The organism is Nocardia sp. CA-151230, assembly GCF_050942175.1.
In the GTDB taxonomy this organism is placed as follows: domain Bacteria; phylum Actinomycetota; class Actinomycetes; order Mycobacteriales; family Mycobacteriaceae; genus Nocardia.
The window spans coordinates 7,277,960-7,302,038 of sequence record NZ_CP192061.1; the positions used below are offsets into that span (position 1 = coordinate 7,277,960).

Sequence of the window (24,079 nt, forward strand, 5' to 3'; positions counted from 1 at the left end):
CGCGCCTCTCAACATTCTCTCAGCGATGCCATGGCAACCTCGGTGGCATGCTGTCCTCACCGCCCGTACCGAAGGAAGCGCCCACCACGAATCCACCGACGGAAGTCACCGGCCACAGCCGGGCCGGCGTGTTCATCGCGCTGGCGCTGGCGGCCGCGATCGGCGTCCTCACCTGTTTCGTGGCCTGGGCGAATGGCCCGGCGGGACCGGATTCCTCCTGGTTGCAGTGGTTCATCGAGCAGCGCACCCACACCTGGACCACGCTCGCCAAGGCGGTCAGCGCGGCCGGGGACACCACCTCGGTGGCGATCTACTCGATGCTGGCGTGCGTCGTGCTGGCGTGGCGGAAGTACTGGGATCAGGTGGTCCTCGTCGCCGTGGCGGCGGCCGGCGCTGGGTTGCTCGTATTTTTCGGCAAACTTCTGATCGGCCGCGATCGGCCGCCGGTGATCGACCATCTGGTCACCGAGACCAACCACTCGTATCCGTCCGGACACGCCCTCGGTTCGGCCGTCGTGATCGGGATTCTGGTGGCCGTCCTGCTGCCCGCTGCGGCCCACCGCGTGATCCGTGTCCTCGTGATCACCGTCGCCACCCTGTTCGTCGTGGCGGTCGGCCTGTCCCGGCTCTACCTCGGCGTGCACTGGCCGACCGATGTGCTCGCCGGGTGGCTCATCGGCGCGTGCTGGCTCTCGCTCTGCCTGAGCCTGCGCCCCTACACCCGCCTGGTGACCGACCGGCTGCCCGACTCGGTGCGCTGAGCCGGGCAGACGGCACCGCTCAGCGCAGCGTGACCGTAGTGGGCAGGCTGGCGAAGCCGCGATTGTTGGAGGCGTGGATGCGCTGCAGCCCCGCCGGGTCGACCTCGAAATCTGCTACGCGCGAAGCGATTTCCTGCAGGGCGGTGCGCAGTTCCAGCAGCGCCAGGTTGGAGCCGAGGCAGTGGTGGCGGCCGCTGCCGAAAACCAGGGAGGCGGAGGTGTCGCGGTCCAGGTCGAAGGTGTCCGGATCGGCGAAAACCTCCGGGTCGCGGTTGGCAGCGCCGGTGAGGAGCAGGATGCGGGCATCGGCGGGAATCGACACGCCGTGCAGTTCGACCGGTTCGGTGGTGGTGCGCAGCTGGGTCTGCGTGGCCGGGTCCCAGCGCATGGCCTCGCCGATCCAGTCGTCGATGCGACCGTCGAGGGCCTGCCGGCGCTGATCGGCGTGCAGCCAGGCGGCATGCCAGGCATTGCCGAAGGTGAGCATGCTGGTCTCGATGCCTGCTCCGACCAGCAGGATCAGGACGCCGACGATTTCCTCGGGGGTGAGCCGGTCATCGCCGTCGGCGGCATCGAGCAGACCCGAGAGCAGATCCTCCTGCCGGGACTTGCTGCGCTCGATGGTGAGTTCGGTGTAGTAGCCCACCAGCGCGCCGATGGCCTGCATCGCCTCCGGCCGCAGATCGGTGGACTCCTCCTCGGTGTACATGATCTCCATGCCGAGCTTGCGCAGCATCTCCCGATCGTTCTCGGGCACGCCGACCAGTTCGGAGATCACCTCGGTCGGGAAGGGCCCGGCGAATTCGGCCATGAGGTCGAAGCTGCCGCGCTCCAGCAGCGGTTCCAGCAGGCCGATCGCGATCTCGCGTAGCCGCGGCTGCAGCGACTGCACCCGGTGCGCGGTGAACGCGCGCGTCACCAGGCCGCGCAGCCGGGTGTGCTTGGGCGGGTCCATGGCGACGAAGGAGAAGAACCGTTCGGCCTGCGGCCCCCAGAAGGCCGGTTCCATACGCAGGCCGTTCACGCTGGAGAAACGGTCCGAATCGCGGAGTGCGGCGAGGACGTCGGCGTGGCGCGAGAAGGCCCAGAAGTCATCGGTGTCGTTCCGGTAGACCGGGGCCTCGCTGCGCAACCTGGCATAGTAAGGGTACGGATCGGCATGGACATCGAAATCGAACGGGCTGTAGCGCAACTGCATGACGAACCTTCCGGCAATGCTGCGGGGGCGGGCGCACGGCTCTGCCGGTTTCCGAAGGTACAGAGTCGCTACCGATCCGCAACTGGAGCTGACAGATTCAGACAGTAGCCGAAAAGGATTGTGAGCGTTTTGAACTCGGAATCAGCGGCGGACCGCGTCGACACCACCAAACCGCATCCGGCGCGCCGGTACGACTACTGGCTGGGTGGCAAAGACAACTTCCCCGCCGATCGCGAGTCCGCCGACGCGGTGGCCGAGGCGTTCCCGACGGTACAGCTGTCCGCGGTGGAGAACCGCAACTTCCTGCGCCGCACGGTCGCCTATCTGACCGGTGAGGCGGGCATCCGCCAGTTCCTCGATATCGGCACCGGCCTGCCCACCGCCGGGAACGTGCACGAGATCGCACAGGGCATCGCCCCCGAGTCCCGCATCGTCTATGTCGACAACGACCCCATCGTGCTGATGCACGCGCGCGATCTGCTCAACAGCTCCCCCGAGGGCCGGACCGCCTATCTGGACGCCGACCTCCGCGACCCGCAGCACATCCTGACCCATCCCGACCTGCTGGCCACCATCGACCTGAGCAAGCCGGTCGCGCTCATGGTGGTCGCGGTCGCGCACTTCATGACCGACGAGCTACGGCCCTACGAACTCCTCCGGCAGCTCACCGACGCCCTGGCCCCCGGCAGCTACCTGGTCATGTCGCACGCCACCAACGACTACCTCGACGAATACGACCTGGCCCGCTCCGCGGAGGCCAATGCCCGCAGCGGCGTGCCGTTCCAATTGCGTTCCAGCGCCGAATTCGCCAAGTTCTTCGACGGATTCACCCTGATCCCGCCGGGCATCACCGCGGTCACCCTCTGGCGCCCCGAGGAGTACCGGCCGCATCCGCGTCCCGAGGCGGTGTCCGTGCTGGGCGCGGTGGGCCGCATTCCCTGATCCGGCGACCCGCCCCGCGCACGGTCAGAGCCTGCCGGCGTCCTCGAGCACCCGCCGGGTCTGGGCGAACAGCATGCCCACATTGACCGACTTGCGGCACACCACCACCACGACCACGTCCTCGTGACTCTCGGCGCGCACGAACAGGTGGGTGAGGTTGTCGCTGTTGACCAGGATCTCCTGGAAGTAGTGGCGCTCCAACCGGATTCCGCGCCGCTCCTTCCAGATGTTCTCGATCTTCACCACACTGCGGCCCTGGAACAGCTCCAGAGTGGCAGCGGCCAGCAGATCGAGGACCTCCTGGGGATGATTGTCGACGGTCTCCACCGCCAGCAGCATCCCGGTGGCCATGTCGATGGCGCCCGCGGCAATGCATTCGGGCACCTCCGAGCGCACGACCTTCACCAGCGTCGACACCCGGTCGGTCATGCTGCCGGGGGCACCGGCATTGCTCGATGTGTTCATTGCGTCCTCTCTGGTTTCATCGGGGTGAGGGTTCGTTGACCGCATACAGGCCGCGGCACAACAGCTTCGCGATATCGCGGCAGCTGCGCCGGCCATTGGCCCAGGGCAGAATCTCCCGGCGCTGGCCGCCGCCCGGACCGCTGAGCAGCACCGGCCCGCGCTCGGTGCGCAGCAGGTAGTTGCGATGCGCCCGGCTCCCCGGTCCCCGCAGCACTCGGGTACGCGTGGCGACCGCGGCCTGCGTCGATTCCTGGGCCAATTCCCTGGCGGATTCGCGGCCCAGCGCCGGCAGTCGCCAGGGGCGGCGACGACGCCCGTAGTCATGCTCGAACTCCTGGGAAATAGGCACGGCGAAATGAGGCGTATCGCAGCCGGAAAGCACCCGAATGTGAAAGTTGCACGCCTGATCGACAATTCGACGGCGAATCGCACCGAACCCGCTCACCGCGTGTGGGATATCGTGACAGCCCAGCAGTTTTGGAGCAATGGATTCCGGTGAATTGATTACCAAAGTCCCACGGCATTGCGCAACCCAGCGCCCAGGGAAACCAGCATCACCAGCGCAAGCGATCCGCTACGTGCGCCAAGGATGGGTTAAGCGCACTTGACGGTTACATCACGGAAAGATATTTCCGTGCAATATGAACCGTCCGGTCGAATTCATTTGTCCGAATTCAATTTATCCCTGCCCGGCACAACCGGCCAGCGCCGGCAGATCCTCGGCGGACCACCCGGCGAGCATGGCCCGGCGGAGCGTACATGCCGCAGGGATTCCGCTTGCGCCCACGCCTTTCCACCGGCCCGGATGATGAGATCGGCGGCCCAGGCCGCGCAGACCGTCCCCAACCAGGGCCGCGTCATCGATGCCCCCAGCCGCCACGCCACCGGGCGGCCGCGGCGCAGCGGGTCACCGTCCATGACGTCGTCGTGAATCATGGTCAAGTTGTGCACCATTTCGACCGCCGCGGCCGCGCGGTGTGCGGCTCTGGGCCGCCGCAGGTCAGCGCCGGCCCGCCCGATCGGCGAGCACGCTGACGAACGGGCCGAGCGGACCGGCGATGACCGGCCTGGGACGGGAGGCCCGCAGGGCCCGCTCGGAATAGCGGGCGGTGCCGGTGTGCCAGTGCAGATTTCCGGCCATGTGATCCCGCAGCCGGTCGACATGGCCGAGCAGCGCCGCACGCACCTCGCCGGGCAGCTCGTGGTCGGCGAAGAACTCGGGAAGCCGTTCGCGCGCAACGAGTTCGAACTGCGTCAACCGTTCATTGGCGAGATCGACGACGATATCGGCCGCGTGCTCACGGGAACAGCCCAGGAACGACTGGGTGAGATACACGAGATTGTGGATCTCCTCATCGTATTCGATCTCCTTCTGATAGGAATAGAGATCGTTGACGAGTGCCGCATAGTCGTGGGCCGAATTCTGCAGCTGCCGAACAATACTGGACTCAGATATTTCCGAAATACGTGGGTCGGCAGCGATTTCAGGCGAATACAGTGCGTCCAGTGCGCAGAACAGCGGCCCGCCCGAGGTGAGGCGACGCTGCTCGAGATAGTCGACGGGATCGGGCAGCCGGTGCCGAATCTCGTTCTCCAGCACGCACTCCCAGCCCTCGAACAGCTCGATCAGGGCCGTCCGCAGGCGCTCACGCCCCGCCTCGTCACAGCCGGCGGCGGTATCGCGCCACAGCGCGGCCAAGCCGTACTCGAGTGCGGTGAGCGGTGCGGGCGGACTCCCCGAGAGCTGAAGCGGCAAGCGCCGCAACTGGTCTCGGCCGGATACCGGTTCGACCCGGAACACCCGGGTGGCGAGGTCGTCGGCGTAGGTGCCCCAGGTACACCAGCGGGTACGCAGCATCAGCGCGGCCGCGTCGGCCCCGGGATCGAGCATGGCCATCAGTCCCGCGAAATCGGCGGCGGCCACGGTCTCGGCCGTCCAGCCGACCCGCGGATCCAGTAGTCCCACGGCCGCGGCCCATCTCGGCCCGTCCGCGCGAGCCGGCGCCACCTGCGGATTCATCGACACCGGATACGGCATCACCAGCCCGCGCACCGGCAGCCGTCCGGGTGTTCGCGGCGGCGGAACGTGCTGCTCGAGCTGGATTCGCAACCCCGGCGCGAGCCGGGCGGCCGCGCTGCCCAACCCGGTCGGACCGCGATCGACGCCGCTGTTCATGTAGCGGCTCGACCGCAGATGCCACTCGTGCCCGCCGGACTGCCAGTCCTGCAGGCCCCCGGTGTACCGCGCGACGGCCAGCTGTTCGGCCGGGGTGGCCGCGCGTTCCACGAACAGCTGCGGAACCTCGACCGACGCGGTGTCCTCGAACTGCTTCAGCCGCGAGGTCAGCATGTCATTGGTCAGCTCCGCGGCCGCCTGCGTGGGCAGGCCCAGGAACCGTTCCAGCACCAGCACCATATTGGCGTTCTCGCCCTCGACCCGGACCTCGCGCTCGTAGGAGAACAGGTCGTTGCGCAGATGCACCGCGTCGGAGAAGGTTTCGCACAGCACCCGCAGCGGCCGCTCGGCGGCGAGCCGGCCGGGCACCTCGGCGCCGCAGGCGAACTCCACCAGATTGGCGGACCAGGGCGCGCCGCCCACCCGGCGGCGCATCTCGATGTACTCGACGGGATTGGCCACCCGGTCGCGGGCGATATTGTCCAGTTCCCAGAGGGATTCGACCATGAGGTTGTGGGTGGAGCGGCGCATGCGCTGCCGCCAGCCCGGAGACATGACCGGCACGGTCCGGGCCCAGCAGTCGGCCAGTCCGGCCTCCGACGACGTCTCGGGTTCCGGTGCGGGACAGCGGGGTTCGGCCATGAACAGTTCCAGGCGCGCGAGATAGCGGGTGGCCTCGGCCCGGTTGCCGGTGTACTTGTACTCGGCCAGGAACCAGTCGTCGAAATAGAAGACCCAGATGTACCACTCGGTGAGCAACGCCAAAGCCTCGGCGTCGCAGTCGGGATGGGTGTACGCGCACAGCAGCGCGTAGTCCATGCGGTCCAATCTCTCGGCGTCCCAGATGGCTTTGCCGTCGACTCCGAGCTCGCCGAGCATGCCCATGCGCTGGGCCCATGCGGTGGAGTGCGCGCGAGCGTACCCGTGATGGGGATTGAGCCGGGCGGGATGCGGGGTATAGAAATCGGGCAGGGTGAAGGGCTTCAATTCAGGGCCCTCTCGCTGGGGGTTGTGCACTCCGGTCGCCGGGGGCGACGTGCCGGTATTGCGCTGCTGTTTGCGATATGTCGAACGAACCGCGTCAGAACTCTCACTGCGACAACGTGATCAGCGTCACAACCATGGTAGAGGTCCGTCGCCGTCTCGCCAACACCTCGCAATCTTCTCCGACCGACCGGTACCTCCCGAACCGGCCGGCCCGTCCCCGCCCGAGATAGCCTGGGCGCTGCGCCACCCGCACCCGCCACCCACACCAGGAGGATCGCCCATGCCGAATCCCGCCGCCGACCGCGCCCCGATCCTGCAGCGACTGGGCGACCGTGGCCGGGTGCGCGTGATCGTCGCCGGTGGCGGCACGGGCGGCCACACCTATCCGGCGGTGGCGGCCGTGCGGGCGCTGCGGGATCTGGCGGCCGAGGCAGGGGCCGCGGCCGACGTGCTGTGGGTGGGCGTGCCCGACAGCCTGGAGCAGCGGGTCGCGGCCGAGAACGACGTCGACTTCACCGGCATCAAGGCCGGCAAGCTACGACGCGACCGCAATCCGCTCAAGATGCTGAACAGGGACAATGCTCGGGATGCCCTGCGCGTGCCGGTCAGCGTCCTCACCGCACAGGGCGTGGTACGCCGGTTCCGCCCGGACGCGGTGCTGTGCACCGGCGGCTACGTGTGCGCCCCGATCGGTATGGCCGCCGCGCTGCGCCGGCGGCCGCTGGTGATCCACGAGCAGACCACCGGCATCGGCAAGGCCAACCTGCTGCTGGCCCGGATGGCCGACCGCATCGCGCTCAGCTCCGAGGCGTCGATCGCCATGCTGCCCGCGCGCGTCCGGGACCGGGCCGTGGTCACCGGCAACCCGATCCGCCCCGCCCTCACGACCGGCGATCCGGCAGCGGCGGTCAAGGCTCTCGACTGGGAGGGCTACACCCCCGGCCTGCCGACGGTCTACATTACCGGCGGCGCGCAGGGCGCGGTGCAGATCAATGATCTGATCGGGCAGCTGCTGCCCGAACTCCTCCACTCCGCCAATGTGATTCACCAGTGCGGACGGCTCTCCTTCGAACAGGTTCGCGACCACGCCGCCACCCTCCCGGAGGATGTGCGCGGCCGCTACCTGGTGCGGGAGTTCGTCGGCCCCGAGCTCCCCGATGTGCTGGCGCTCACCGACGTGGTCGTATCCCGTTCCGGCGCAGGAACTCTCGCCGAGCTCACCACGCTGGGCAAGCCCTCGGTGCTGATTCCCTACCCGCATTCGGTCGGCGGCGAGCAGATCCGCAATGCCCGAATCCTGGCCGACCACAATGCCGCTCGCGCCCTCGCCGGTGACGATGCCACCGTCGCGAACCTCCGCACGGCCCTCACCGAACTCCTGACCGATGCCGAGACCCGCGCCGCCGTGTCGGCCGCCGCCCGCGCCCTCGGCCACCCGGAGGCCGCCACGGACCTCGCCCTCACCGTCCTGGATCTGACCACCCGCTGAGCGCGAACCACGAAAAACCTTACGGCGCCACGCGATCTATTCCACATACCCACTCTCAGCCGGAGTGGGTATGGTCGGAGGTGTCAGCAAGCCCTCGGCTACTCGGGGGATTGCTACCCGAGAGATTGGAGATGCCATGCAAATCCAGGTCTTCGCCGACAAGCACGTCGGCGGCGGCGCGATCGCCCAGGAAGCAACGGACACCATCGCTTCGATTCTGGACAGATTCGCTGATCACCTCACCCGGGTCGAGGCCCATATCACCGATGTGAACGGGCACAAGGGTGGTTCCGAGGACAAGAAGTGCACCCTCGAAGCACGGCCCAAGGGCCAGCCACCGGTGGCGACCACCCACCGTGCGGCCACCGCCGAGGACGCCTACACCGGAGCCGCCGACAGCATGGCTCACCTGCTCGACAGCAAGTTCGGGCGGCTACATCACGCCAAGGGCGGCGAATCGATCCGCCACCTGGTGTCGGACCGATAGCCGGCTCGAACTCTCAGGGGCAAGTCCCTGAAAACCCCAGCGCGGGTACACATTACGGAAGGAGCCCGAGGCGGCGTGCGCGCACGACCGCCTCGTGGCGGTTGTGCGCACCGAGTTTGGTCATGGCGCTGCGCAGATAGCTCTTGACCGTCTCCGGCCGCACCGAAAGTCGCTGCGCCGCTTCTAGATTCGTGCAGCCCAGCGCAACGTGGGCGAGGACGTCCAGTTCCCGGGGCGCGAGGCTCACCGCGTCGTCCGGGGCCGCGACACCCGACACCAGGCGCGCGAGCTTCTCGGTCACCTCGCGCAGGCGCAGCCGGGCCGACGCCTCCGAGACCACCTGGGTGATGCCGCGCAGCTCCGCGTGCAGATCCCGGAGTTGTTCGGTGACAACGGCATTGGCCTCGGCGACGAAGGCATGGGCGCTCGTCGTGGACTCCCGCGCGAAGGACAGGCGCAGCCGCCGATCCACTTCGTCGCGAATGGCCAGTTCCGTCGCGAGCCGGCGCCCGGCCTGCACCATCTCGTCGGCGATGCGGTCGCCGATCACCCCCGAGTCCCGATTGGCCACGTACAGCACCGCCCGCGCCTCGCCCTTCACCACCACCGGCACCGCCACCACCGCGCGCAGGCCCTCGCCGAGCACCGGGGCGTCGTAGTGGTGGGTGATGGTCGAGGCCGAGCGATAGTCGGACACCGAGCGCGGCTTGCCCGTCGACACCGCCGAGCCGCCCAGCCCGGAGCTGGGCGCGACGGCCAGGCCGCGCATGCCGTTGGTGCGGGTGCCGACGAACTCGCTGAGCACCAGCATGCCCGCGTGCACCTCGCCGCCGAAGACGACCGGAAGCTTGCTGGCGGATGCGAGAATGCGCAGCTCAGCGCGCAGAGCGTCACCGTCGCTGGGGCGCAGGAGCCCGTCCGTGGCCGAAGTCATCGGTCAGCCCCTTTCGGGGGTAGTCGAGGGTGAGTGTGACGTAGATCCTACTGGTGTGAGCGAGAGCACGAGCTACACCTTCGGAGTCTGGGACGCTCCCCTGCTGGGCGACACCATCGGCGCCAACCTGGACCGGACCGCGGCCGCGCATCCGGACCGCGAGGCCCTCATCGACTACACCACCGGTATCCGCTGGACCTACCGCGAATTCAACGCCGAGGTCGACACGCTGGCGCTGGGCCTGCTGACGGCCGGCATCGGCAAGGGCGACCGGGTGGGCATCTGGGCGCCGAACTGCCCGCAGTGGACGCTGATCCAGTACGCGACCGCCAAGGTCGGCGCGATCCTGGTCAATATCAATCCGGCGTATCGGGCGCACGAACTGCGCTACGTGCTGCGCCAGGCCGGAATTCGGATGCTGGTAGCGGCACCGTCGTTCAAGACCTCCGACTACGCGGCCATGATCACCGAGGTGCGCCCGGAGTGCCCGGAGCTCGAGCAGGTGGTGCTGCTGGACAGCCTCGAATGGCAGAGTCTGTTCACCAGCGGCCGGGCCGCGAATCCGGATCTGCTGGCCGCGGCACAGTCGACGCTGTCCGCCGACGATCCGATCAATATCCAATACACTTCCGGCACAACGGGTTTCCCCAAAGGCGCGACCCTCAGCCACCACAATATTCTCAACAACGGCTATTTCGTGGGCGAGCTGTGCGGCTACACCGAGCAGGACCGGATCTGCATTCCGGTGCCGTTCTACCACTGCTTCGGCATGGTCATGGGGAATCTGGCCGCCACCACGCACGGCGCGGCCATGATCATCCCGGCCCCGGCCTTCGACCCGCGCACCACTCTGGAAGCCGTTGCGGCCGAACGCTGCACCTCCCTGTACGGGGTGCCGACCATGTTCATCGCCGAACTGGCCGATCCGGAGTTCGACACCTACGACCTGTCCTCGCTGCGCACCGGCATCATGGCCGGATCTCCGTGCCCGGTGGAGGTGATGAAGCAGGTCATCGAGCGCATGGGCATGCGCGAGGTCAGCATCTGCTACGGCATGACGGAGACCAGCCCGGTCTCCACCCAGACCCGCGGCGACGATTCGCTGGTGCAGCGCACCGCGACGGTCGGCCGGGCCGGGCCGCACATCGAGGTGAAGATCGTGGACCCGGTGACGGGGGTGACCGTGCCGCGCGGCGCGGCCGGCGAACTGTGCACCCGCGGCTACTCGGTCATGCTCGGCTACTGGGGCGAACCGGAGAAGACCGCCGAGGCCATCGACGCCGCGCGCTGGATGCACACCGGCGACCTGGCCACCATGGACGACGACGGCTACGTGGCCATCACCGGCCGCATCAAGGACATGGTGATCCGCGGCGGCGAGAACATCTACCCGCGCGAGATCGAGGAATTCCTCTACACCCATCCCGACATCGTCGACGCCCAGGTGATCGGCGTGCCCGACGTCAAATACGGCGAGGAGCTGATGGCATGGATCCGGATGCGTACGGGCGCAACGCCTTTGACCGCCGAGAGCTTGCGTGAGTACTGCACCGGCAAGCTCGCCCGCTACAAGATCCCCCGCTATGTCCACATCGTCGACGAGTTCCCGATGACGGTGACCGGCAAGATTCGCAAGGTCGAGATGCGCGAGATCGGCGCGCGACTGCTCGGCCTGAACGAGGAGAACGCATGACGAACACCGAAGCCTACCGCGCTGCCCGCGACGGACTACTGGCCGTGTCGACGGACTACGACGCGGCTCTGCGCGAGTTCGAATGGCCGCGCCTGACCGGTGAATTCAACTGGGCGACCGACTGGTTCGACCACATCGCCCGCGGCAACGACCGGCCCGCGCTGTGGATCGTCGAGGAGGACGGCTCCGAACAGCGGATCAGCTTCGCCGAGATGGCCGAGCGCTCGGACCGGGTGGCCACCTGGCTGGCCGGGCTGGGCGTCGGCAAGGGCGACCGCGTCGTGCTCATGCTCGGCAATCAGGCCGAGCTGTGGGAGGCCATGCTGGCGGTGGCCAAGCTGGGCGCGGTCATCATGCCCACCACCGGGGCGCTGGGTCCGGCCGATCTGAGCGACCGGATCGAGCGCGGCGGAGCCCGTTTCGTCATCGCCAATCACAGCGACACCGGCAAGTTCGACGAGGTGCCGGGAGACTACACGCGAATCGTCGTGGGCGAGCCGGTATCCGGCTGGCACGACTACGCCGAGGCGGCGTCCGTCGAATCGGCGGGGCCGTTCCGGGCCGTCACCGAGGTGACCGATCCGCTGCTGGTGTACTTCACCTCCGGCACCACCAGCAAGCCGAAGATGGTGCAGCACTCCCAGATCAGCTACCCGGTCGGTCACTTGAGCACCATGTACTGGATCGGGGTCCGCCCCGGCGACGTGCACCTGGCCATCAGCGCGCCCGGCTGGGCCAAGCACGCCTGGAGCTGCTGCTTCGCACCGTGGCTGGCCGAGGCGACCGTATTCGTCTACAACTACTCGCGTTTCGACGCCGCGGCCCTGCTGGGGCAGCTGCGCCGGGCCGGGGTGAACACGTTCTGCGCGCCACCCACGGTGTGGCGCATGCTGATCCAGGCCGATCTGGGCGAGCGTCCGGCCGGGCTGCGCGAAATCCTCGGCGCGGGTGAGCCCTTGAACCCCGACGTCATCGCGCAGGTCGAGAAGGCGTGGGGCCTGGTCATCCGCGACGGCTTCGGCCAGACGGAAACCACCCTGCAGGTGGGCAATACGCCCGGGCAGCCGCTCAAGCCCGGCTCCATGGGCCGGCCCGCGCCGGGCGTGCCGGTGGTACTGGTCGATCCGATCACCGGGCAGCGCGCCGAGGAGGGCGAGATTTGCCTGGATCTGGCTGCGGCGCCGGTCAATCTGATGACCGGCTACCTCGGCGATCCGGAGCGTAATGCCGCGGTCATGGACGGTGGCTATTACCATACCGGCGATGTGGCCGTGCGGGACGCGGACGGGTACATCACCTATATCGGGCGCACCGACGATGTCTTCAAGTCCTCCGACTACAAGGTGTCCCCCTTCGAGCTGGAGAGCGTGCTCATCGAGCATCCGGCCGTGGTGGAGGCAGCCGTGGTGCCACAGCCGGATGACACGCGGCTCGCGGTGCCCAAGGCGTACGTGGCACTGGCCGCGGGATGGGAGCCGAACCGTGAAACCGCCCGCGCCATCCTGGAATACGCCCGCGATCACCTGGCTCCCTACCTGCGTGTCCGCCGGCTGGAGTTCACCGAGCTACCGAAGACGATTTCCGGCAAGATCCGCCGCGTCGACCTGCGCCAACGCGAGGAGCAGGCGCACGCGGCCGGCGAGACCATCCCCACCGAGTACCGCTACGAGGAAGTACTGAGCGACACCGCCCGCTGAAACCGCACCGCCCCATGCCCCTACGACAGATCGGAACTCCCATGCCCCACACCGTGGAATCCGCGACCGCCTACGTCATCGCCGCCCTGGAGTCCAAGGGGACGGCGACCCGTGAGGACTTCGATATCCCCGGGATCGTCAGCACGACGCACAGCATCACGCAGACATGGGATTTCCAGGCGGTGGACCGCCGCCGGTTCTGGGGCATAGCGGCCACCTACCTGCGCGCCTGACCCGCAGAAGAACAGGGAGTGACACCCCGCTCGCCCGGACCCGCAGGAGATCGGGACGAGCGGGTTGTCTCACAGTTCGGTGAATTCGCGGTTTCCGGCCGTGAATTCCCCGCACCATTGGCTGATGCACACCTCCGACTCCGTGCTGCTGCCACGTTTCGTCCTGTCGCGCGCCGCGGCCGCGGGCCTGGACCCGGCCCGCCTCGCCCGCGAGGCCGGCATGCCGGGCTGGCTGCTGGAGGACGGCGATGCCCGGGTGTCCAGTGACTACTTCCCGCGGCTGTGGGAGCTGCTGGAGTACGAGATGGACGACCCGGAGGTCGCCCTGCGGGCCACCGGCAGTTACCGGCTCGGGGAATTCGGGCTGATCGACTATCTGATCTCGACGGCCGAGACCGTCGGCGCGGGTTTCGGCGTGCTGGGTCCGTTCATGGGGTCGATCTCCACCAACTTCCGCGTCGAGCCCGGCGCGCAGACCGAGACCGAGTCCACCTTCGACATCTACACCATCAATACCGAGGGCCGCGGCCGCGACCTGTCGGTACAGATGGCGCTGGCCTCCCTGATCTCGCGCATGCGCCAGACGACCGGCCGCCCGATGGATCCGGTGCGCATCCGGTTGCGCGAGCGCGCGCCCCACCGCCTCGACGCCTTCACCGAGCAGTTCGGCACGGCGCGGCTGGATTTCGGTGCTCCGGTCGACCGGATCACCTTCCGCAACGCGGACTTCGAGCTGGCCCAGATCACGGCGGACCCGCTGCTGGCAGTGATACTGCGCCGCCACGCCGCCACCATGCCGCCCCCGCCGCCGCGCACCACCGAATGGCCGGACCGGGTGGCCGCGGTGCTGGCCGAGGTCCTCGACGGCACCGACGCGGTACTCGACCAGGTCGCCCGCCGCCTCTACACCAGCCCGCGCACCCTCCAGCGCCGCCTCGCCGAATCCGGCACCACCTGGCGCCTCGAGGTCGACCGCGCCCGCAAACGCCACCTCGAAGATCTCGAATCCGGCTGGGCCGCCGAACACCACGGCGATACGCCATGATTCGCCGAAGTCCCAGGGGGTACCCACCCCGGCGAGGTGACCCGAGGTGGCGCGGGCGAGGCGGTGCGGACGGGCGAATGGAGCAGCGATCATGACCGCCTCGGACAGTGTGCTGCTGGCCCGGTTCGTGCTGACGCGAGCCCGGGCGGCGGGCCTGGATCCGGTGGAATTGGCGCGGGCGGCGGGAATCGGGGCCGACACGCTGGAGGGGCCGCCGGGAAGCGTTCCGGGGCAGTGCTATCCGCGATTGTGGGAATTGTTCGAGCGCAGGGCGGAATTGCCGCACGTGGGACTGCGGGCGGCCGAACGGTACGGAATGGGGGAACTGGGGATGATGGATTATCTGCTCGCCACGGCGTCGACCGTGGGCGAAGGGCTCAGGGCCGCAGGGGAATTCGGATCCGCGCTATCGACCTCGCGGCGCTTGGTGTTGGTCGGCAAGGACGACCGGCACGTTATCATCGCGGCGGAGACGGCCGAGGAGGGCCGGGGCGCGGAGGTCGCGGCACAGGCGAGCTTCGCCTTCCTGACCGGTCGCGCGCGGCTCGGCGCCCGGACACGGATCGCGCCGGTCGCGGTGACCCTGCGAGAACGCGCGCCGCGCCATCACGCACCGTATACCGAGTTCTTCGGCACGGCCGCGGTCGATTTCGGCGCCGATGCCGACACGCTCACGCTGCACCACGCGGACCTGGACCGGCGGCAGTTCACCGCCGATCCCGGGCTGGCGGCCGTGCTACGCCGGGCCGCCACGGTGGCGACCCTGTCCACCCCGCCCGCACGCGCCTGGGCCGATCTGCTTGCCGCCGAGCTGAATTCACTACCGTCGCTGGACACGGTGTCGATCCACGGCATGGCCCGGCGGCTCGATACCAGCCCGCGCACCCTGCAGCGGCGACTGGCCGCGGCCGGAACAAGTTGGAGCCGGGAGCTGGCGAGCGCGCGCCGCCGGGCGGTGTGGTGACGGGCGGCCGTGACTACTCGATCCGACTCTCACGACAGCATTCTGATGGCCCGGTTCGCACTGGAGCGGGCGGCCCGGGCCGGGCTGGACCCGGAGCGGATCGCCCGGCTGGCCGGGGTCCCCGCCTGGCGCGAGGGGGGCGAGGAAACGAGGGTGTCGCCCCGGTACTGCCTGCGGGTGTGGGAGCTGCTCGAACAGGAAACCGGTGACCCGGATATCGCCCTGCGCGTGCCGGAAGACAGTACGACCGGCGAATTCGGGCTGCTGGAGTACCTGTTCCTGTCGGCGGAGACCCTGGGCGCGGCACTGGACGCCTGCGTGCACCACACCGGCAGTCTGACAACGAGTTACAACTTCCGGATCACGAATCGCAACGAATACGAGGTCTGCTACGAGGTGCTGTCCGGGGTGGAGGACTGCCGCGGGCGGGAACTGTTGGTGCAGGCGGCTTTCGCGCTCCTCGTGGGCCGGGGCCGAGCGGCCACCCGCTCCCCGATCGTGCCCGCGCGGGTGACCTTCCGGCAGGCCGCGCCGGTCGACCTGGCCGCCATCACCGAGCTGTTCGGCACTCGCGCAATCGATTTCGGGAGCCCGGTCGACTCCCTGACGCTGCGGGCCGCGGATCTGGCGCTACCCATGAAGTCGGCCGATCCCGAGTTGACGGCCGTGCTGCTGTCCTACGCGGCCACACTGCCGGCCACTCCCGAGTCCGGCGTCAGCTGGCTGGAACGGCTCGGCGACGTCCTCGACGGCGCCCTCGACGAGGGCGCGGCGACGCTGGAGGTGGTAGCGCGGCGTCTGCTGACCTCACCAAGATCACTACAACGCCGCCTGACCGAGGCCGGAACCACCTGGCGCCGTGAGGTGGACGGGGCGCGGCGCCGCAGATTGCAACGGGCCGAACACCTTCCACGCGCTCAGCAGGCGGAATTCCTGGGATACGCGGATCCGGCCAGCCTGCGGCGTGCCGTACATCGCTGGCGCGAGCGCGACGATTCCTGAAAGATGGACCCCGCGCGCAGGCCGAAATCGCACCTACCGTACGGTATTCCGGCAACCACACAGCAAGGTTGGCGTGTACCGGCCCGGTTTGGCGTCTTCGGAACTCCCGCGCGACGCGGGCGGAAATGAAACTGGACGGAAACGCCACGATGTGCCTGCCGCGAGGCTCGCCACGGCGTTTGCGATGCGTGGTTGTGGCCGACGCTGTCCACGGCCACGCGCCCCTATCTGGTCCCGGTCCTCGATTGGAGCTTGATCGTGCCCCACACCGCAGAAACCGCCACCGCCTACGTCGTCACCGCCGTGGAGGCCAAGGGCACCGCCACCCGGCACGACTTCGACATCCCGAGCATCGTCAGCATCACGCACAGCCTCACCGAGAGCTGGGATTTCGACAGCGTGGACCCGAACATGTTCTGGAACATCGTCGCCACCTTCCTCGAGCACTGAGGACCGCGGGGCGCTAGACGCCGTCGACGGAGAGCGTGGCGTCCATCAGGTTCATGGCGGCCGCGCACGGATCGGGTTGCGCGGTATGACCGCGGTTCTGCACCCACCAGGTGACGGTCCCGGTATCGGCGACCGTCACCGCGCAACTGCCGGGATCCTTCGGATCGCGCCAGTACATGCCGCCGAAGTGTTTCACCAACACCCGCTCGATCTGGTAGCCGAATTGATCGGCGATCCGGACCTCGCGCGCGAGGGTGTCGTCGCGCAGCCAGGCATAGGTGAGGTCGACCGCGCCGCCACCCGAATTGGTGGCGGTCCAGTTGCAGACGGTGGGCGCGCTCTGCTGCCGCAGTCCGGTGACGGTGATGGCGCTCGCCAGCTTCTGGTCGTCGAGCGGACCGCAGCCCGCCAGCAGGTTCGGATCCTCGGCGGGCCGCACCCGGGTCTGCTGATCGCCGTGTGAACAGCCCGACAGTGCGGCGATCAGCAATGCCGCCACCGTGATTCGCGCGCCGAGCCCCATCAACCCTGCCCCGCCCTCGTCAGGGTGGCCGCCGCCAGCTGTTCCACACCCTGGCAGGAGGGTGCGCCGACGGCGCGCTCGGACCAGTCGATGAAATCGGAGTTGCCGAATGCGACGGCCACCTCGCAGGATTGCGCGCCCTGCCACTCGATGCCAGGCTGCCCGCCGACCTGGACGGTGGCAGGCTTACCGGTGGTGACCTGGCCGCGGCGATCCTCGAGCGCGCTGCCGCGGAACCAGTGGAAGGTCACCGCGTAGTCGCCGCCCGTGGCCGGCTGCCAGGCACAGCTCACCGGATTCTCCGAAACCCGTCGCGCATCCCCGGCTCCCGTCGCCTGGACCACCTCGGTGTCGGACACCCCGCCACACAGCCCGATCGTGTTCGGCGACGGAACGACCGCCTTGGCCGCGGTCGTCGTGGCCGGCGCCGCCTGCCGATCGGAGGAGCCGCAGCCCGCGACCACCATCCCGATCAGGGCGATCCCCACCGCCGTGCCCACCGCTCTCATCACGCCGACCAGCGTAGGCGAACCGCCCGAATCGTGCGATCGGCGACGCACCGACACATTGCGCCCCGATGAATCCGCGGATGAGCACTGCGACGAGGTCCGGTCGCATGACAACCGATGGCCTGAGTCAGTTCTCCCGGCGGGCGCGGGCGCGGCGCTTGCCCTCGTGCATGGCCTGCACCCGCGCCACCGGGATGGTGTGCCCCTCGGCGATCAGATCCGCGGGGAGCGACTGGGGTTCGGGCATGGCCTCGGCCCAGGGATCGCGGTCGCCGAGCAGCTTGGCCGCCGTGCGAATCGTGAAGTCGTGCGGGTCGATGTCGGGCAGGTCCGCCCAGGCGACCGGGAACGAGACGGTCGCGCCCGGACGGATCCGCGGGCTGTAGACCGACACCACCGTCGCGCCGCCGGCGCGGGTCGAATCGAGAAAGACCTTGCCGCCCCGGTCTTCTCGAATGAACGCGGTAGTGGCGAGCTGCGGATCGAGCCGTTCGGCGCGCGCGGCGATCGCCCGGGTCGCCGCCGCGGCATCCTCGAGGTCGACGCCCGGCACGACCGGGACGAAGATGTGCACGCCCTTGGAGCCACTGGTCTTCACCACACCCGCCAGCCCGTCCGCCGCCAGCGCTTCCCGGATGAGCTGCGCGGCCCCGACCACCTGCGCGAAGGGCTGATCCGGCGCCGGGTCGATATCCAGCACGAGATGCGTTGGGCTGCCGGAATAGTCGGCGAGACCCTCCGCGTACAGCAGTGTCACGTGGTACTCCACCGCGCGCTGATTCCCGAACCACAGCAGCGTCCGCACGTCATCGCACAGCGCATAGGACACCTCCCGTTTCGAGCTGCCCGCCCACAGCGTCACCCGCCGCACCCACTCCGGCGTGTACTTGGGCAGATTCTTCTGCATGAACGGCTCCTGTCCCGGCCGCACCCGCACCACCGACAGCGGCCGCTCCCGCAATGCCGGCACCATCCGCTCGCCGATCGCCTCCAGATAGTCGATCAGATCGCCCTTGGTGGCCTCGGCCCCGTCGAACAAGGGACTGTCGAGACTGGAGAACTTCAACCCGGCCCGCACGTCATCGCCCATCGGCCCACCATGCGCCACACCCGTACCGCCGTCAACCATCGCGGCCGTGACGGCCCGCGCCGTCACCCGATATCGACGACGCTTGCCCAGCCGGGCGGGCGGTCCGGCACGTACTCCGGATCGTCTTCCCGCCAGGCGGGGTCGCGGCGGAACAAGCCCACGACCGTACGGCACCCGGGGCGGGCGGACGGCCAGGGTGTCTGACCGTCCGTCAGCACCACGATCACATCCGGACGGGGTTGCGCGCGTAGCGCTTTGGCGAAGCCGCTGCGCAGATCCGTTCCCCCGCCGCCGATCAGCGGGATGTCCTCGGCACGGCACAGGGGATCCGCGATCCGGGCCGCGGCGTCGCACGACAGCACGGTGACCGAGTCGCGGCGGCCGCCCACGGTCCGGGCGATGGCCGCCGTTTCGAGCAGCGCGCTGCCCAGTTCGGCGTCGCTGACCGACCCCGACGTATCGATGATCACGGTGACGCGTGGCGGGGTGCGCCGCAGGCTCGGCAGGACGACGCCGGGCACTCCGGCCGAGCGCCGCGCGGGCCGCCCGTAGGTGTAGTCCTCGCCGACACCGGGGGCGGAAGCCGCCGCGCGGATCGCCGCTCCCAGCAGATCCCGCCACGGCTGCGGCGGGTGCACCGCCTCCTCCGCCCACCGGCGCCACCCCTCGGGTGCATGCCCCGGACGGCCGATAATGCCCTGCGCCACGCGAAATCGGACGGCGTCGCGTTCCTGTTCGCTCAGCCCGTCCGCGCCGTCCGGCCCCAGTTCCCATTCCCGGTCGAGGCCGTCGGCGCCGCTGCCGCAGTCCAGCCACGCCAGGTCCGCGGTGCGCGGCCCGAGGCGGAACTGACGCAGGTAGTCCTCCATGAGCTCACCGGAGCCCAACCCCAGCGTCGACGGCAGCACCGCCCCGTCGGGCTGGACCAGGCCGTCACCGAACGCGTCGTCGTTGATCTCGGCATCCGCGGCGATATTCATCCGCAGTCGCTCCGCCGGGCCGGTCAGGTCGTGCTCCCGGGCGAATCGGTCACTGCGCCTGTGATGTTCGCGCAGCAGATGCGACACCTCGTGCACCAGGACCGAGGCCAGGTCCTCCACCGGCGTGTAGTTCACGAACGCCGGCGACACATAACACCGCCAGTACCGGTCCACGCCCATCGTCGGCACCCGCGGCGACTCGACCAGGTGCAGCGCGAACAGCGCCGTCGCCAGATACGGCCGGGCCCGGGCGGCCAGCAGCCGGGCGGCGAAGAGCTTGTCGAAATCGAGCCGCGCGGTGTCCGGTGTCATCGGCCCGCCCGCACGGCGACCCGGGCAGCGGCGCGATCCGCACCCTGCGACACCGACACCATGCCGGCCAGTCGTTCGATCGAGGCGGGCACGTCCCAGTCGTCCCGGCGCAGGGTGGCGAGGGTCGTGGCGGGGACGACCACCAGGTCCGGCGCACCGGATTCCACGGCCTTCACCAGCAGCGCCCATGCCGCGTCCCAGCGGGATCGCTCCGGCCGCAAGCGGACTGCCGCCACCACACCGTCGAGCACGGCCTGACGGAGATCGCCACGCTCGGGCAGCTCGGCGGCGGCCGGATCGGCGAGCAGCACCTCAGGGTCGGGCAGGTCCATCCGGTCGATGCTGGTCAGCAGTTCGAAACCGGGACCGTCACCGACGGCGCCCCGGACCAGCAGGGACAGCACGTTCGGTCCGGAGCCGGCCGCGGTGGCGAAGGCGATCAGCCGCACCGTCATCTCCCAGCTGCGCGGCGACGGCCAGGCACCACCCCTGCGGGTTTCGGTGCTGGGCAGTCGATGGACGAGTTCGGGACGCGCCGCGAGCAGTGCGCACACCGCACGGCGTGCGAAAGACACTGCCTCCGTGACCTTTTCCGGAGCGAGCGTGGGCAAGGTCGCGCGCGGCCAGGTGCCGCCGAGGCCCCGGACGACCACATCGTGATCGTGCGTCCACTGCAGGTGCACGAAGCGGTTGGCCAGCGGCGGACTCAGCTCCCAGCCGTCGGCCGCCGAGGAGCGCGGGTTGGCGGCGGCGACGATGCGGACACCGTCCGGCAGGCGCAGTGCACCGATCCGCCGTTCCAGGACCAGGCGGAGCAGGGCCGCCTGCACGGCCGGCGGCGCGGTCGACAGTTCGTCCAGGAACAGCAGCCCGCGACCGGCCCGCACCAGCCGGACGGCCCAGTCCGGCGGCGCCATCGGCACGCCGTGCGTCGCGGGGTCGTCTCCGATGATGGGCAGGCCCGAAAAGTCCGACGGCTCATGCACACTCGCGATCACCGTGGTCAGTGGAAGATCCAGGGATGCGGCGAGCTGGGTCAGGGCCGCGGTCTTGCCGATCCCGGGCTCGCCCCACAGCAGCACCGGCAGGTCGGCGGCCACCGCCAGCGTCAGCGCGTCCAATTGGATGTTCGGGCGCGGCTCGGTGGTCACCGCGCCCAGCAGGTTCAGCAGTTCGCCTGCGACGTCGAGTTGAGAAGGGTGGGGGCTGTTCACGGTCGGAGCGCATGGGGTATCTACGGACATGTGTGAATCACCTTTGGGTGTAAAGGAATTGGATAACGCTCAGCGTGAGGTCGCGTGGCGCGGATGCGCGCGACTTCCGCTGCGGCATCGGCGGGCATGATCGCGTGTGGCCGCCGGTGGGCTCAGCGCCGGTGTGGTCAGCCCGGCTCGGAACAGTCCGTATCCGATCCGCCGTCGTGCGGAAGCCTCGAGTTCGTCCCGCAGCGCTCCCGCACGCAGCAGCGCGTCGGGCCCGAGCAGACCGTTGACAATGGCCAGCGCACCGGCGGTGTCGCCGTGGTCCAGCCGTTCACGAACGCCGACAAGACAATCCGGATGCCGATGCGCCCGGTCGATGGCCTGCAGACAGGGCAGCGGAGTGCCGGTCAATGCGACCAGCAACTCCTCTCTGCGGATCTCCGCCGGATCGTGGTCCAGTGCGGACAGCACCCCGTTCACCAGTCCGATGCGGTGCAGCTCGCCCCGGCAGTCCACCAGGTGCGGCCCGCCCGCCGGGTCGGCAATCGGGGAGATATCGGCCGGCGAATGATCCGTTACCAGCGCCGACGCAACCAGTGGGTGCAGCCGATCGGGCGTGATGGCGCCGGCACGAAGCAGTTCCAGATCGGGCAGCACCCAGGTCGCCGCGTCCGGCAGCACCGGCAGCGCAGACATTCCGCCCCGCGGAAACCTCTCCTCGATCCGCAAAACCGGCGAATCATCCATGGGCACCGACACATCGACGACGAACCGCCGCCGTGCGCCACACCGAACCAGGACCGGCCCGGCCCGGCGCCCGTGGGCCTGCAGCAGTATTCCCGCCTCCGCCGCCCATCGGTCGACGGCGCACCCCGGCGGCACCAGCTCCGACAGCCCGGAGCCCGGCCTGTCTTCGTCGGCGAATCGCGCAGCACCGGAACGCATCCGCAGCTCATCACTGCTGCGGGCATCCCACAGATGACGGTGCAGATCGAGCCGGAACCGCCGGTTGGGACGGGAATGCGGGTGCAGGCCGGCACCTGAGCGGGATCCGTCCCAGAGTCCGAGGCTGACTCGCTGGCCCGCATCCGCCCAAGCGGGCGCGGTACGGACGACCAGATACACGGAACACTCTCTGCCGCAACGGCTTCCGGAGTCTCCCGGATCGTATCGTGCCAGGGCGATCGTCAGCCCCGGCCGAAGCAGACCGTCAGGAGCAATCCGCGGCATGTGCCAGCGCAACAGGTCCGGTGCCAGATGGCGTAGATCGGCCCGCACCCGGGCGGCGAGTTCCCGGCCGTGGGCGCGCACCAGCGAACGCATATCGATATCGACATCGAAACCCGCTGCGGCACAGGCCCCAGCCCAATCCCCGACGCAACGCCGGGCAGTCGCGGTCTCGATCATGGACGGCGGCACGGCGAATTCACGCACGCGCAGCCAGAAGGAAAAGCGGGAATCGTCCCTGTTCGTACTCGAAGTGCGCATCAGCACTCACCTGGCACGAACGGGACCCCCAATCTTTGTTCAGAAGGAGTCAACACCTGGCCGAGAATAACCCCTTCCCCCGATCCGGTCCAGCCACGGCGCACTACCGCGAGCTGAAACAGGAAATGGTGAAACAGGAAGGGGCCTAACGTACCAGCGCACCAACCGCGTGGTTCTGGTCGACGGGCCGCGCACGCCGCCGGGTGCTGAACAGGAACAGCACCACCAGCAGCACGCTGAACCAGACATAGGTGTTGCCGATGAGGTGCTGCCAAGGCGTCCAGTGCGATTCGCGATGTTCACCGTCCGGGAGCCAATTCTGCGGGCCGATCACGAAGATCGCGGTCGTGACAGCGGTGACCACGTACCAGCCCGCGGCGCGGCGCCAGGGCAACCGGGTCGCGTAGCCGAGCATCGCCAGCAGGGCCGGGGCGATCCAGATCCAGTGGTGCGACCAGGAGATCGGGGACACCAGCAGCGTGAAGACCGCGTTGATTCCGAGAGCCAGCGGCGGGAAGTCCGCCGCGCGGCGCATAGCGGGCACCACCAGCGCCAGCAGTGCGGCGCTCAGCACCAGCCACAGAATCGTGAGCAGTGGCTTGTGGATCTCGAACCGGGACAGCACCGCCTGAATCGACTGATTGGTGTGGAATGCCGAACCGCTGAGTCCCGACACATTGCCCAACCCGCCGAACCAGTACTTCACCGAGGCGTGCGGCAACACGGCAAAGGTCAGCGCGGTCGCCACGGCACCGGTGATCGCGGCCGTGGCGGCGGCCTTGTAATCACGCCGGATCAGGAAGTAGAGGATGAACGCGGCCGGCGTCAACTTCACCGCGGCCGCGATACCGATCAGCATGCCGCGCCGCCACTTCGGCTTCTCCGTCAGGCAGTCGGCCACCACGAGCACCATCAGCAGCAGATTGACCTGCCCGAAATCCAGCGTCGAGTGCGTCGGCTCCAGCAGCAGGGCCAGCGGCGTGGCGCAGGCGGTCACCCACAGCCCGAGCCGCTGCCGGCTCTCCCCCGGCCACACCCGCAGCGCCACCAGGTAGAACGAAATCGCCAGCGCGGCCACCGAGGTCACGAAGAACCCGGTACGAGCCACGTCCCAGGGCAACGCCGCGAACGGCGACAGCACCAGCGCGGAGAACGGCGGATAGATGAAGGGCAGCCCGATCCCGATCGTGGTCTGCGGCAACTGCCCGTACATATCCCCGCCGTGCCATAGCGTCTGCACGCCCAGCCGGTACACCTGCAGGTCGATGAACCCACCGGTGATCTGTTTGAAGGGCCACACGGGCAGCATCAGGCACAGCGCGGTGAAGGCCACACACAACGCCGGAACCAGCCACATCACCCGCCCGAAACGGCGGCCCAGCGACTTGGGGTCAGCAACAGCGGTAGAACAACTCATCCGCCATCACATTATCGGCGTCCCCTCCCATACGT

At 68.9% G+C, this 24,079-nt stretch carries 24 protein-coding genes; 11 read left to right on the forward strand and 13 right to left on the reverse strand.

Going from position 1 to position 24,079, the window contains the following annotated elements; translation table 11 throughout:
* Window positions 1-47: 47 nt before the first annotated feature.
* On the forward strand, window positions 48-761 hold the full coding sequence (locus tag ACQP1O_RS34255; RefSeq protein ID WP_433562497.1) for a phosphatase PAP2 family protein: 714 nt from the start codon (window positions 48-50) through the stop codon (window positions 759-761).
* A 19-nt stretch (window positions 762-780) separates the two neighbouring features.
* Here ACQP1O_RS34255 and ACQP1O_RS34260 read toward each other — a convergent pair whose 3' ends face one another.
* On the reverse strand, window positions 781-1,959 hold the full coding sequence (locus ACQP1O_RS34260) for a cytochrome P450 (protein ID WP_433562498.1): 1,179 nt from the start codon (window positions 1,957-1,959) through the stop codon (window positions 781-783).
* Between the two features lie 120 nt (window positions 1,960-2,079).
* Between ACQP1O_RS34260 and ACQP1O_RS34265 the strand changes: the two genes are divergently transcribed.
* A complete protein-coding gene (locus ACQP1O_RS34265) occupies window positions 2,080-2,901 on the forward strand; it encodes an SAM-dependent methyltransferase (RefSeq protein WP_433562499.1) in 822 nt (273 codons plus the stop codon).
* Window positions 2,902-2,925: 24 nt separating this feature from the next.
* On the opposite strand, the gene ACQP1O_RS34270 is transcribed toward ACQP1O_RS34265, so the two are convergent.
* From ACQP1O_RS34270 to ACQP1O_RS34285, 4 genes are all read right to left on the reverse strand, one after another.
* Window positions 2,926-3,366: a hypothetical protein gene (locus ACQP1O_RS34270; RefSeq protein ID WP_433562500.1), complete on the reverse strand. Its 441-nt coding sequence runs from the start codon at window positions 3,364-3,366 to the stop codon at window positions 2,926-2,928.
* Between the two features lie 16 nt (window positions 3,367-3,382).
* The gene (locus ACQP1O_RS34275; RefSeq protein WP_433562501.1) at window positions 3,383-3,715 is read right to left on the reverse strand and encodes a hypothetical protein; all 333 of its coding nucleotides are present in this window, start codon (window positions 3,713-3,715) and stop codon (window positions 3,383-3,385) included.
* Between the two features lie 311 nt (window positions 3,716-4,026).
* Window positions 4,027-4,320 carry a polyprenyl synthetase family protein gene (locus tag ACQP1O_RS34280; RefSeq protein ID WP_433562502.1) on the reverse strand — a complete coding sequence of 98 codons (294 nt, stop codon included), beginning with the start codon at window positions 4,318-4,320 and terminating at the stop codon, window positions 4,027-4,029.
* Between the two features lie 46 nt (window positions 4,321-4,366).
* Window positions 4,367-6,529, reverse strand: a complete 2,163-nt coding sequence (locus ACQP1O_RS34285) for a terpene synthase family protein (protein WP_433562503.1) — start codon at window positions 6,527-6,529, stop codon at window positions 4,367-4,369.
* Window positions 6,530-6,809: 280 nt separating this feature from the next.
* Between ACQP1O_RS34285 and ACQP1O_RS34290 the strand changes: the two genes are divergently transcribed.
* Window positions 6,810-8,018, forward strand: a complete 1,209-nt coding sequence (locus tag ACQP1O_RS34290; RefSeq protein WP_433562504.1) for a UDP-N-acetylglucosamine--N-acetylmuramyl-(pentapeptide) pyrophosphoryl-undecaprenol N-acetylglucosamine transferase — start codon at window positions 6,810-6,812, stop codon at window positions 8,016-8,018.
* Between the two features lie 136 nt (window positions 8,019-8,154).
* Window positions 8,155-8,505 (forward strand): ribosomal subunit interface protein, encoded by a 351-nt coding sequence (locus ACQP1O_RS34295; RefSeq protein ID WP_433562505.1) that lies wholly within the window; start codon window positions 8,155-8,157, stop codon window positions 8,503-8,505.
* Between the two features lie 52 nt (window positions 8,506-8,557).
* Here ACQP1O_RS34295 and ACQP1O_RS34300 read toward each other — a convergent pair whose 3' ends face one another.
* Window positions 8,558-9,439, reverse strand: coding sequence for a response regulator transcription factor (locus ACQP1O_RS34300; RefSeq protein ID WP_433562506.1), 882 nt, complete (start codon window positions 9,437-9,439; stop codon window positions 8,558-8,560).
* A gap of 55 nt (window positions 9,440-9,494) precedes the next feature.
* On the opposite strand from ACQP1O_RS34300, the gene ACQP1O_RS34305 reads away from it, so the two are divergent.
* The 7 genes from ACQP1O_RS34305 to ACQP1O_RS34335 all read left to right on the forward strand — a co-directional run bounded on the left by ACQP1O_RS34305 (window position 9,495) and on the right by ACQP1O_RS34335 (window position 16,523).
* The gene (locus tag ACQP1O_RS34305; RefSeq protein ID WP_433562507.1) at window positions 9,495-11,132 is read left to right on the forward strand and encodes an AMP-binding protein; all 1,638 of its coding nucleotides are present in this window, start codon (window positions 9,495-9,497) and stop codon (window positions 11,130-11,132) included.
* On the forward strand, window positions 11,129-12,829 hold the full coding sequence (locus ACQP1O_RS34310) for an AMP-binding protein (protein ID WP_433562508.1): 1,701 nt from the start codon (window positions 11,129-11,131) through the stop codon (window positions 12,827-12,829). The genes ACQP1O_RS34305 and ACQP1O_RS34310 overlap by 4 nt, the downstream gene beginning before the upstream one ends.
* Window positions 12,830-12,870: 41 nt before the next feature.
* Entirely contained in the window at window positions 12,871-13,062 is a 192-nt protein-coding gene (locus tag ACQP1O_RS34315; protein WP_433562509.1) for a hypothetical protein, read from the forward strand.
* A 124-nt stretch (window positions 13,063-13,186) separates the two neighbouring features.
* Window positions 13,187-14,107 (forward strand): AraC family transcriptional regulator ligand-binding domain-containing protein, encoded by a 921-nt coding sequence (locus ACQP1O_RS34320; protein ID WP_433562510.1) that lies wholly within the window; start codon window positions 13,187-13,189, stop codon window positions 14,105-14,107.
* 91 nt (window positions 14,108-14,198) lie between these two features.
* Entirely contained in the window at window positions 14,199-15,071 is an 873-nt protein-coding gene (locus ACQP1O_RS34325) for an AraC family transcriptional regulator ligand-binding domain-containing protein (RefSeq protein WP_433562511.1), read from the forward strand.
* Between the two features lie 9 nt (window positions 15,072-15,080).
* Entirely contained in the window at window positions 15,081-16,073 is a 993-nt protein-coding gene (locus ACQP1O_RS34330) for an AraC family transcriptional regulator ligand-binding domain-containing protein (RefSeq protein WP_433562512.1), read from the forward strand.
* A gap of 258 nt (window positions 16,074-16,331) precedes the next feature.
* Window positions 16,332-16,523: a hypothetical protein gene (locus ACQP1O_RS34335; protein ID WP_433562513.1), complete on the forward strand. Its 192-nt coding sequence runs from the start codon at window positions 16,332-16,334 to the stop codon at window positions 16,521-16,523.
* Between the two features lie 13 nt (window positions 16,524-16,536).
* Here ACQP1O_RS34335 and ACQP1O_RS34340 read toward each other — a convergent pair whose 3' ends face one another.
* The 7 genes from ACQP1O_RS34340 to ACQP1O_RS34370 all read right to left on the reverse strand — a co-directional run bounded on the left by ACQP1O_RS34340 (window position 16,537) and on the right by ACQP1O_RS34370 (window position 24,044).
* On the reverse strand, window positions 16,537-17,046 hold the full coding sequence (locus ACQP1O_RS34340) for a DUF3558 domain-containing protein (protein WP_433562514.1): 510 nt from the start codon (window positions 17,044-17,046) through the stop codon (window positions 16,537-16,539).
* Window positions 17,046-17,555 carry a DUF3558 family protein gene (locus tag ACQP1O_RS34345; RefSeq protein WP_433567889.1) on the reverse strand — a complete coding sequence of 170 codons (510 nt, stop codon included), beginning with the start codon at window positions 17,553-17,555 and terminating at the stop codon, window positions 17,046-17,048. The genes ACQP1O_RS34340 and ACQP1O_RS34345 overlap by 1 nt, the downstream gene beginning before the upstream one ends.
* Before the next feature lie 127 nt (window positions 17,556-17,682).
* Window positions 17,683-18,645 carry a DNA polymerase domain-containing protein gene (locus tag ACQP1O_RS34350; protein ID WP_433562515.1) on the reverse strand — a complete coding sequence of 321 codons (963 nt, stop codon included), beginning with the start codon at window positions 18,643-18,645 and terminating at the stop codon, window positions 17,683-17,685.
* Window positions 18,646-18,707: 62 nt separating this feature from the next.
* Complete coding sequence (locus ACQP1O_RS34355) at window positions 18,708-19,937, reverse strand: vWA domain-containing protein (RefSeq protein ID WP_433562516.1); 1,230 nt, start codon at window positions 19,935-19,937, stop codon at window positions 18,708-18,710.
* Complete coding sequence (locus ACQP1O_RS34360) at window positions 19,934-21,181, reverse strand: AAA family ATPase (RefSeq protein WP_433562517.1); 1,248 nt, start codon at window positions 21,179-21,181, stop codon at window positions 19,934-19,936. The genes ACQP1O_RS34355 and ACQP1O_RS34360 overlap by 4 nt, the downstream gene beginning before the upstream one ends.
* A 39-nt stretch (window positions 21,182-21,220) precedes the next feature.
* The gene (locus ACQP1O_RS34365) at window positions 21,221-22,627 is read right to left on the reverse strand and encodes a hypothetical protein (protein WP_433562518.1); all 1,407 of its coding nucleotides are present in this window, start codon (window positions 22,625-22,627) and stop codon (window positions 21,221-21,223) included.
* Between the two features lie 145 nt (window positions 22,628-22,772).
* Window positions 22,773-24,044 carry a glycosyltransferase 87 family protein gene (locus ACQP1O_RS34370; RefSeq protein WP_433562519.1) on the reverse strand — a complete coding sequence of 424 codons (1,272 nt, stop codon included), beginning with the start codon at window positions 24,042-24,044 and terminating at the stop codon, window positions 22,773-22,775.
* Window positions 24,045-24,079 lie beyond the last annotated feature (35 nt).

What these genes read in the sequence shown, in the direction of transcription:
- ACQP1O_RS34255 (WP_433562497.1), top strand. Translation starts at nt 48, where the DNA reads ATGCTGTCCTCACCGCCCGTACCGAAGGAAGCGCCCACCACGAATCCA.
- ACQP1O_RS34260 (WP_433562498.1), bottom strand. Translation starts at nt 1,959, where the DNA reads ATGCAGTTGCGCTACAGCCCGTTCGATTTCGATGTCCATGCCGATCCG.
- ACQP1O_RS34270 (WP_433562500.1), bottom strand. Translation starts at nt 3,366, where the DNA reads ATGAACACATCGAGCAATGCCGGTGCCCCCGGCAGCATGACCGACCGG.
- ACQP1O_RS34280 (WP_433562502.1), bottom strand. Translation starts at nt 4,320, where the DNA reads ATGGTGCACAACTTGACCATGATTCACGACGACGTCATGGACGGTGAC.
- ACQP1O_RS34290 (WP_433562504.1), top strand. Translation starts at nt 6,810, where the DNA reads ATGCCGAATCCCGCCGCCGACCGCGCCCCGATCCTGCAGCGACTGGGC.
- ACQP1O_RS34295 (WP_433562505.1), top strand. Translation starts at nt 8,155, where the DNA reads ATGCAAATCCAGGTCTTCGCCGACAAGCACGTCGGCGGCGGCGCGATC.
- ACQP1O_RS34300 (WP_433562506.1), bottom strand. Translation starts at nt 9,439, where the DNA reads ATGACTTCGGCCACGGACGGGCTCCTGCGCCCCAGCGACGGTGACGCT.
- ACQP1O_RS34310 (WP_433562508.1), top strand. Translation starts at nt 11,129, where the DNA reads ATGACGAACACCGAAGCCTACCGCGCTGCCCGCGACGGACTACTGGCC.
- ACQP1O_RS34315 (WP_433562509.1), top strand. Translation starts at nt 12,871, where the DNA reads ATGCCCCACACCGTGGAATCCGCGACCGCCTACGTCATCGCCGCCCTG.
- ACQP1O_RS34320 (WP_433562510.1), top strand. Translation starts at nt 13,187, where the DNA reads ATGCACACCTCCGACTCCGTGCTGCTGCCACGTTTCGTCCTGTCGCGC.
- ACQP1O_RS34325 (WP_433562511.1), top strand. Translation starts at nt 14,199, where the DNA reads ATGACCGCCTCGGACAGTGTGCTGCTGGCCCGGTTCGTGCTGACGCGA.
- ACQP1O_RS34340 (WP_433562514.1), bottom strand. Translation starts at nt 17,046, where the DNA reads ATGGGGCTCGGCGCGCGAATCACGGTGGCGGCATTGCTGATCGCCGCA.
- ACQP1O_RS34345 (WP_433567889.1), bottom strand. Translation starts at nt 17,555, where the DNA reads ATGAGAGCGGTGGGCACGGCGGTGGGGATCGCCCTGATCGGGATGGTG.
- ACQP1O_RS34350 (WP_433562515.1), bottom strand. Translation starts at nt 18,645, where the DNA reads ATGGGCGATGACGTGCGGGCCGGGTTGAAGTTCTCCAGTCTCGACAGT.
- ACQP1O_RS34355 (WP_433562516.1), bottom strand. Translation starts at nt 19,937, where the DNA reads ATGACACCGGACACCGCGCGGCTCGATTTCGACAAGCTCTTCGCCGCC.
- ACQP1O_RS34360 (WP_433562517.1), bottom strand. Translation starts at nt 21,181, where the DNA reads ATGTCCGTAGATACCCCATGCGCTCCGACCGTGAACAGCCCCCACCCT.
- ACQP1O_RS34365 (WP_433562518.1), bottom strand. Translation starts at nt 22,627, where the DNA reads ATGCGCACTTCGAGTACGAACAGGGACGATTCCCGCTTTTCCTTCTGG.
- ACQP1O_RS34370 (WP_433562519.1), bottom strand. Translation starts at nt 24,044, where the DNA reads ATGAGTTGTTCTACCGCTGTTGCTGACCCCAAGTCGCTGGGCCGCCGT.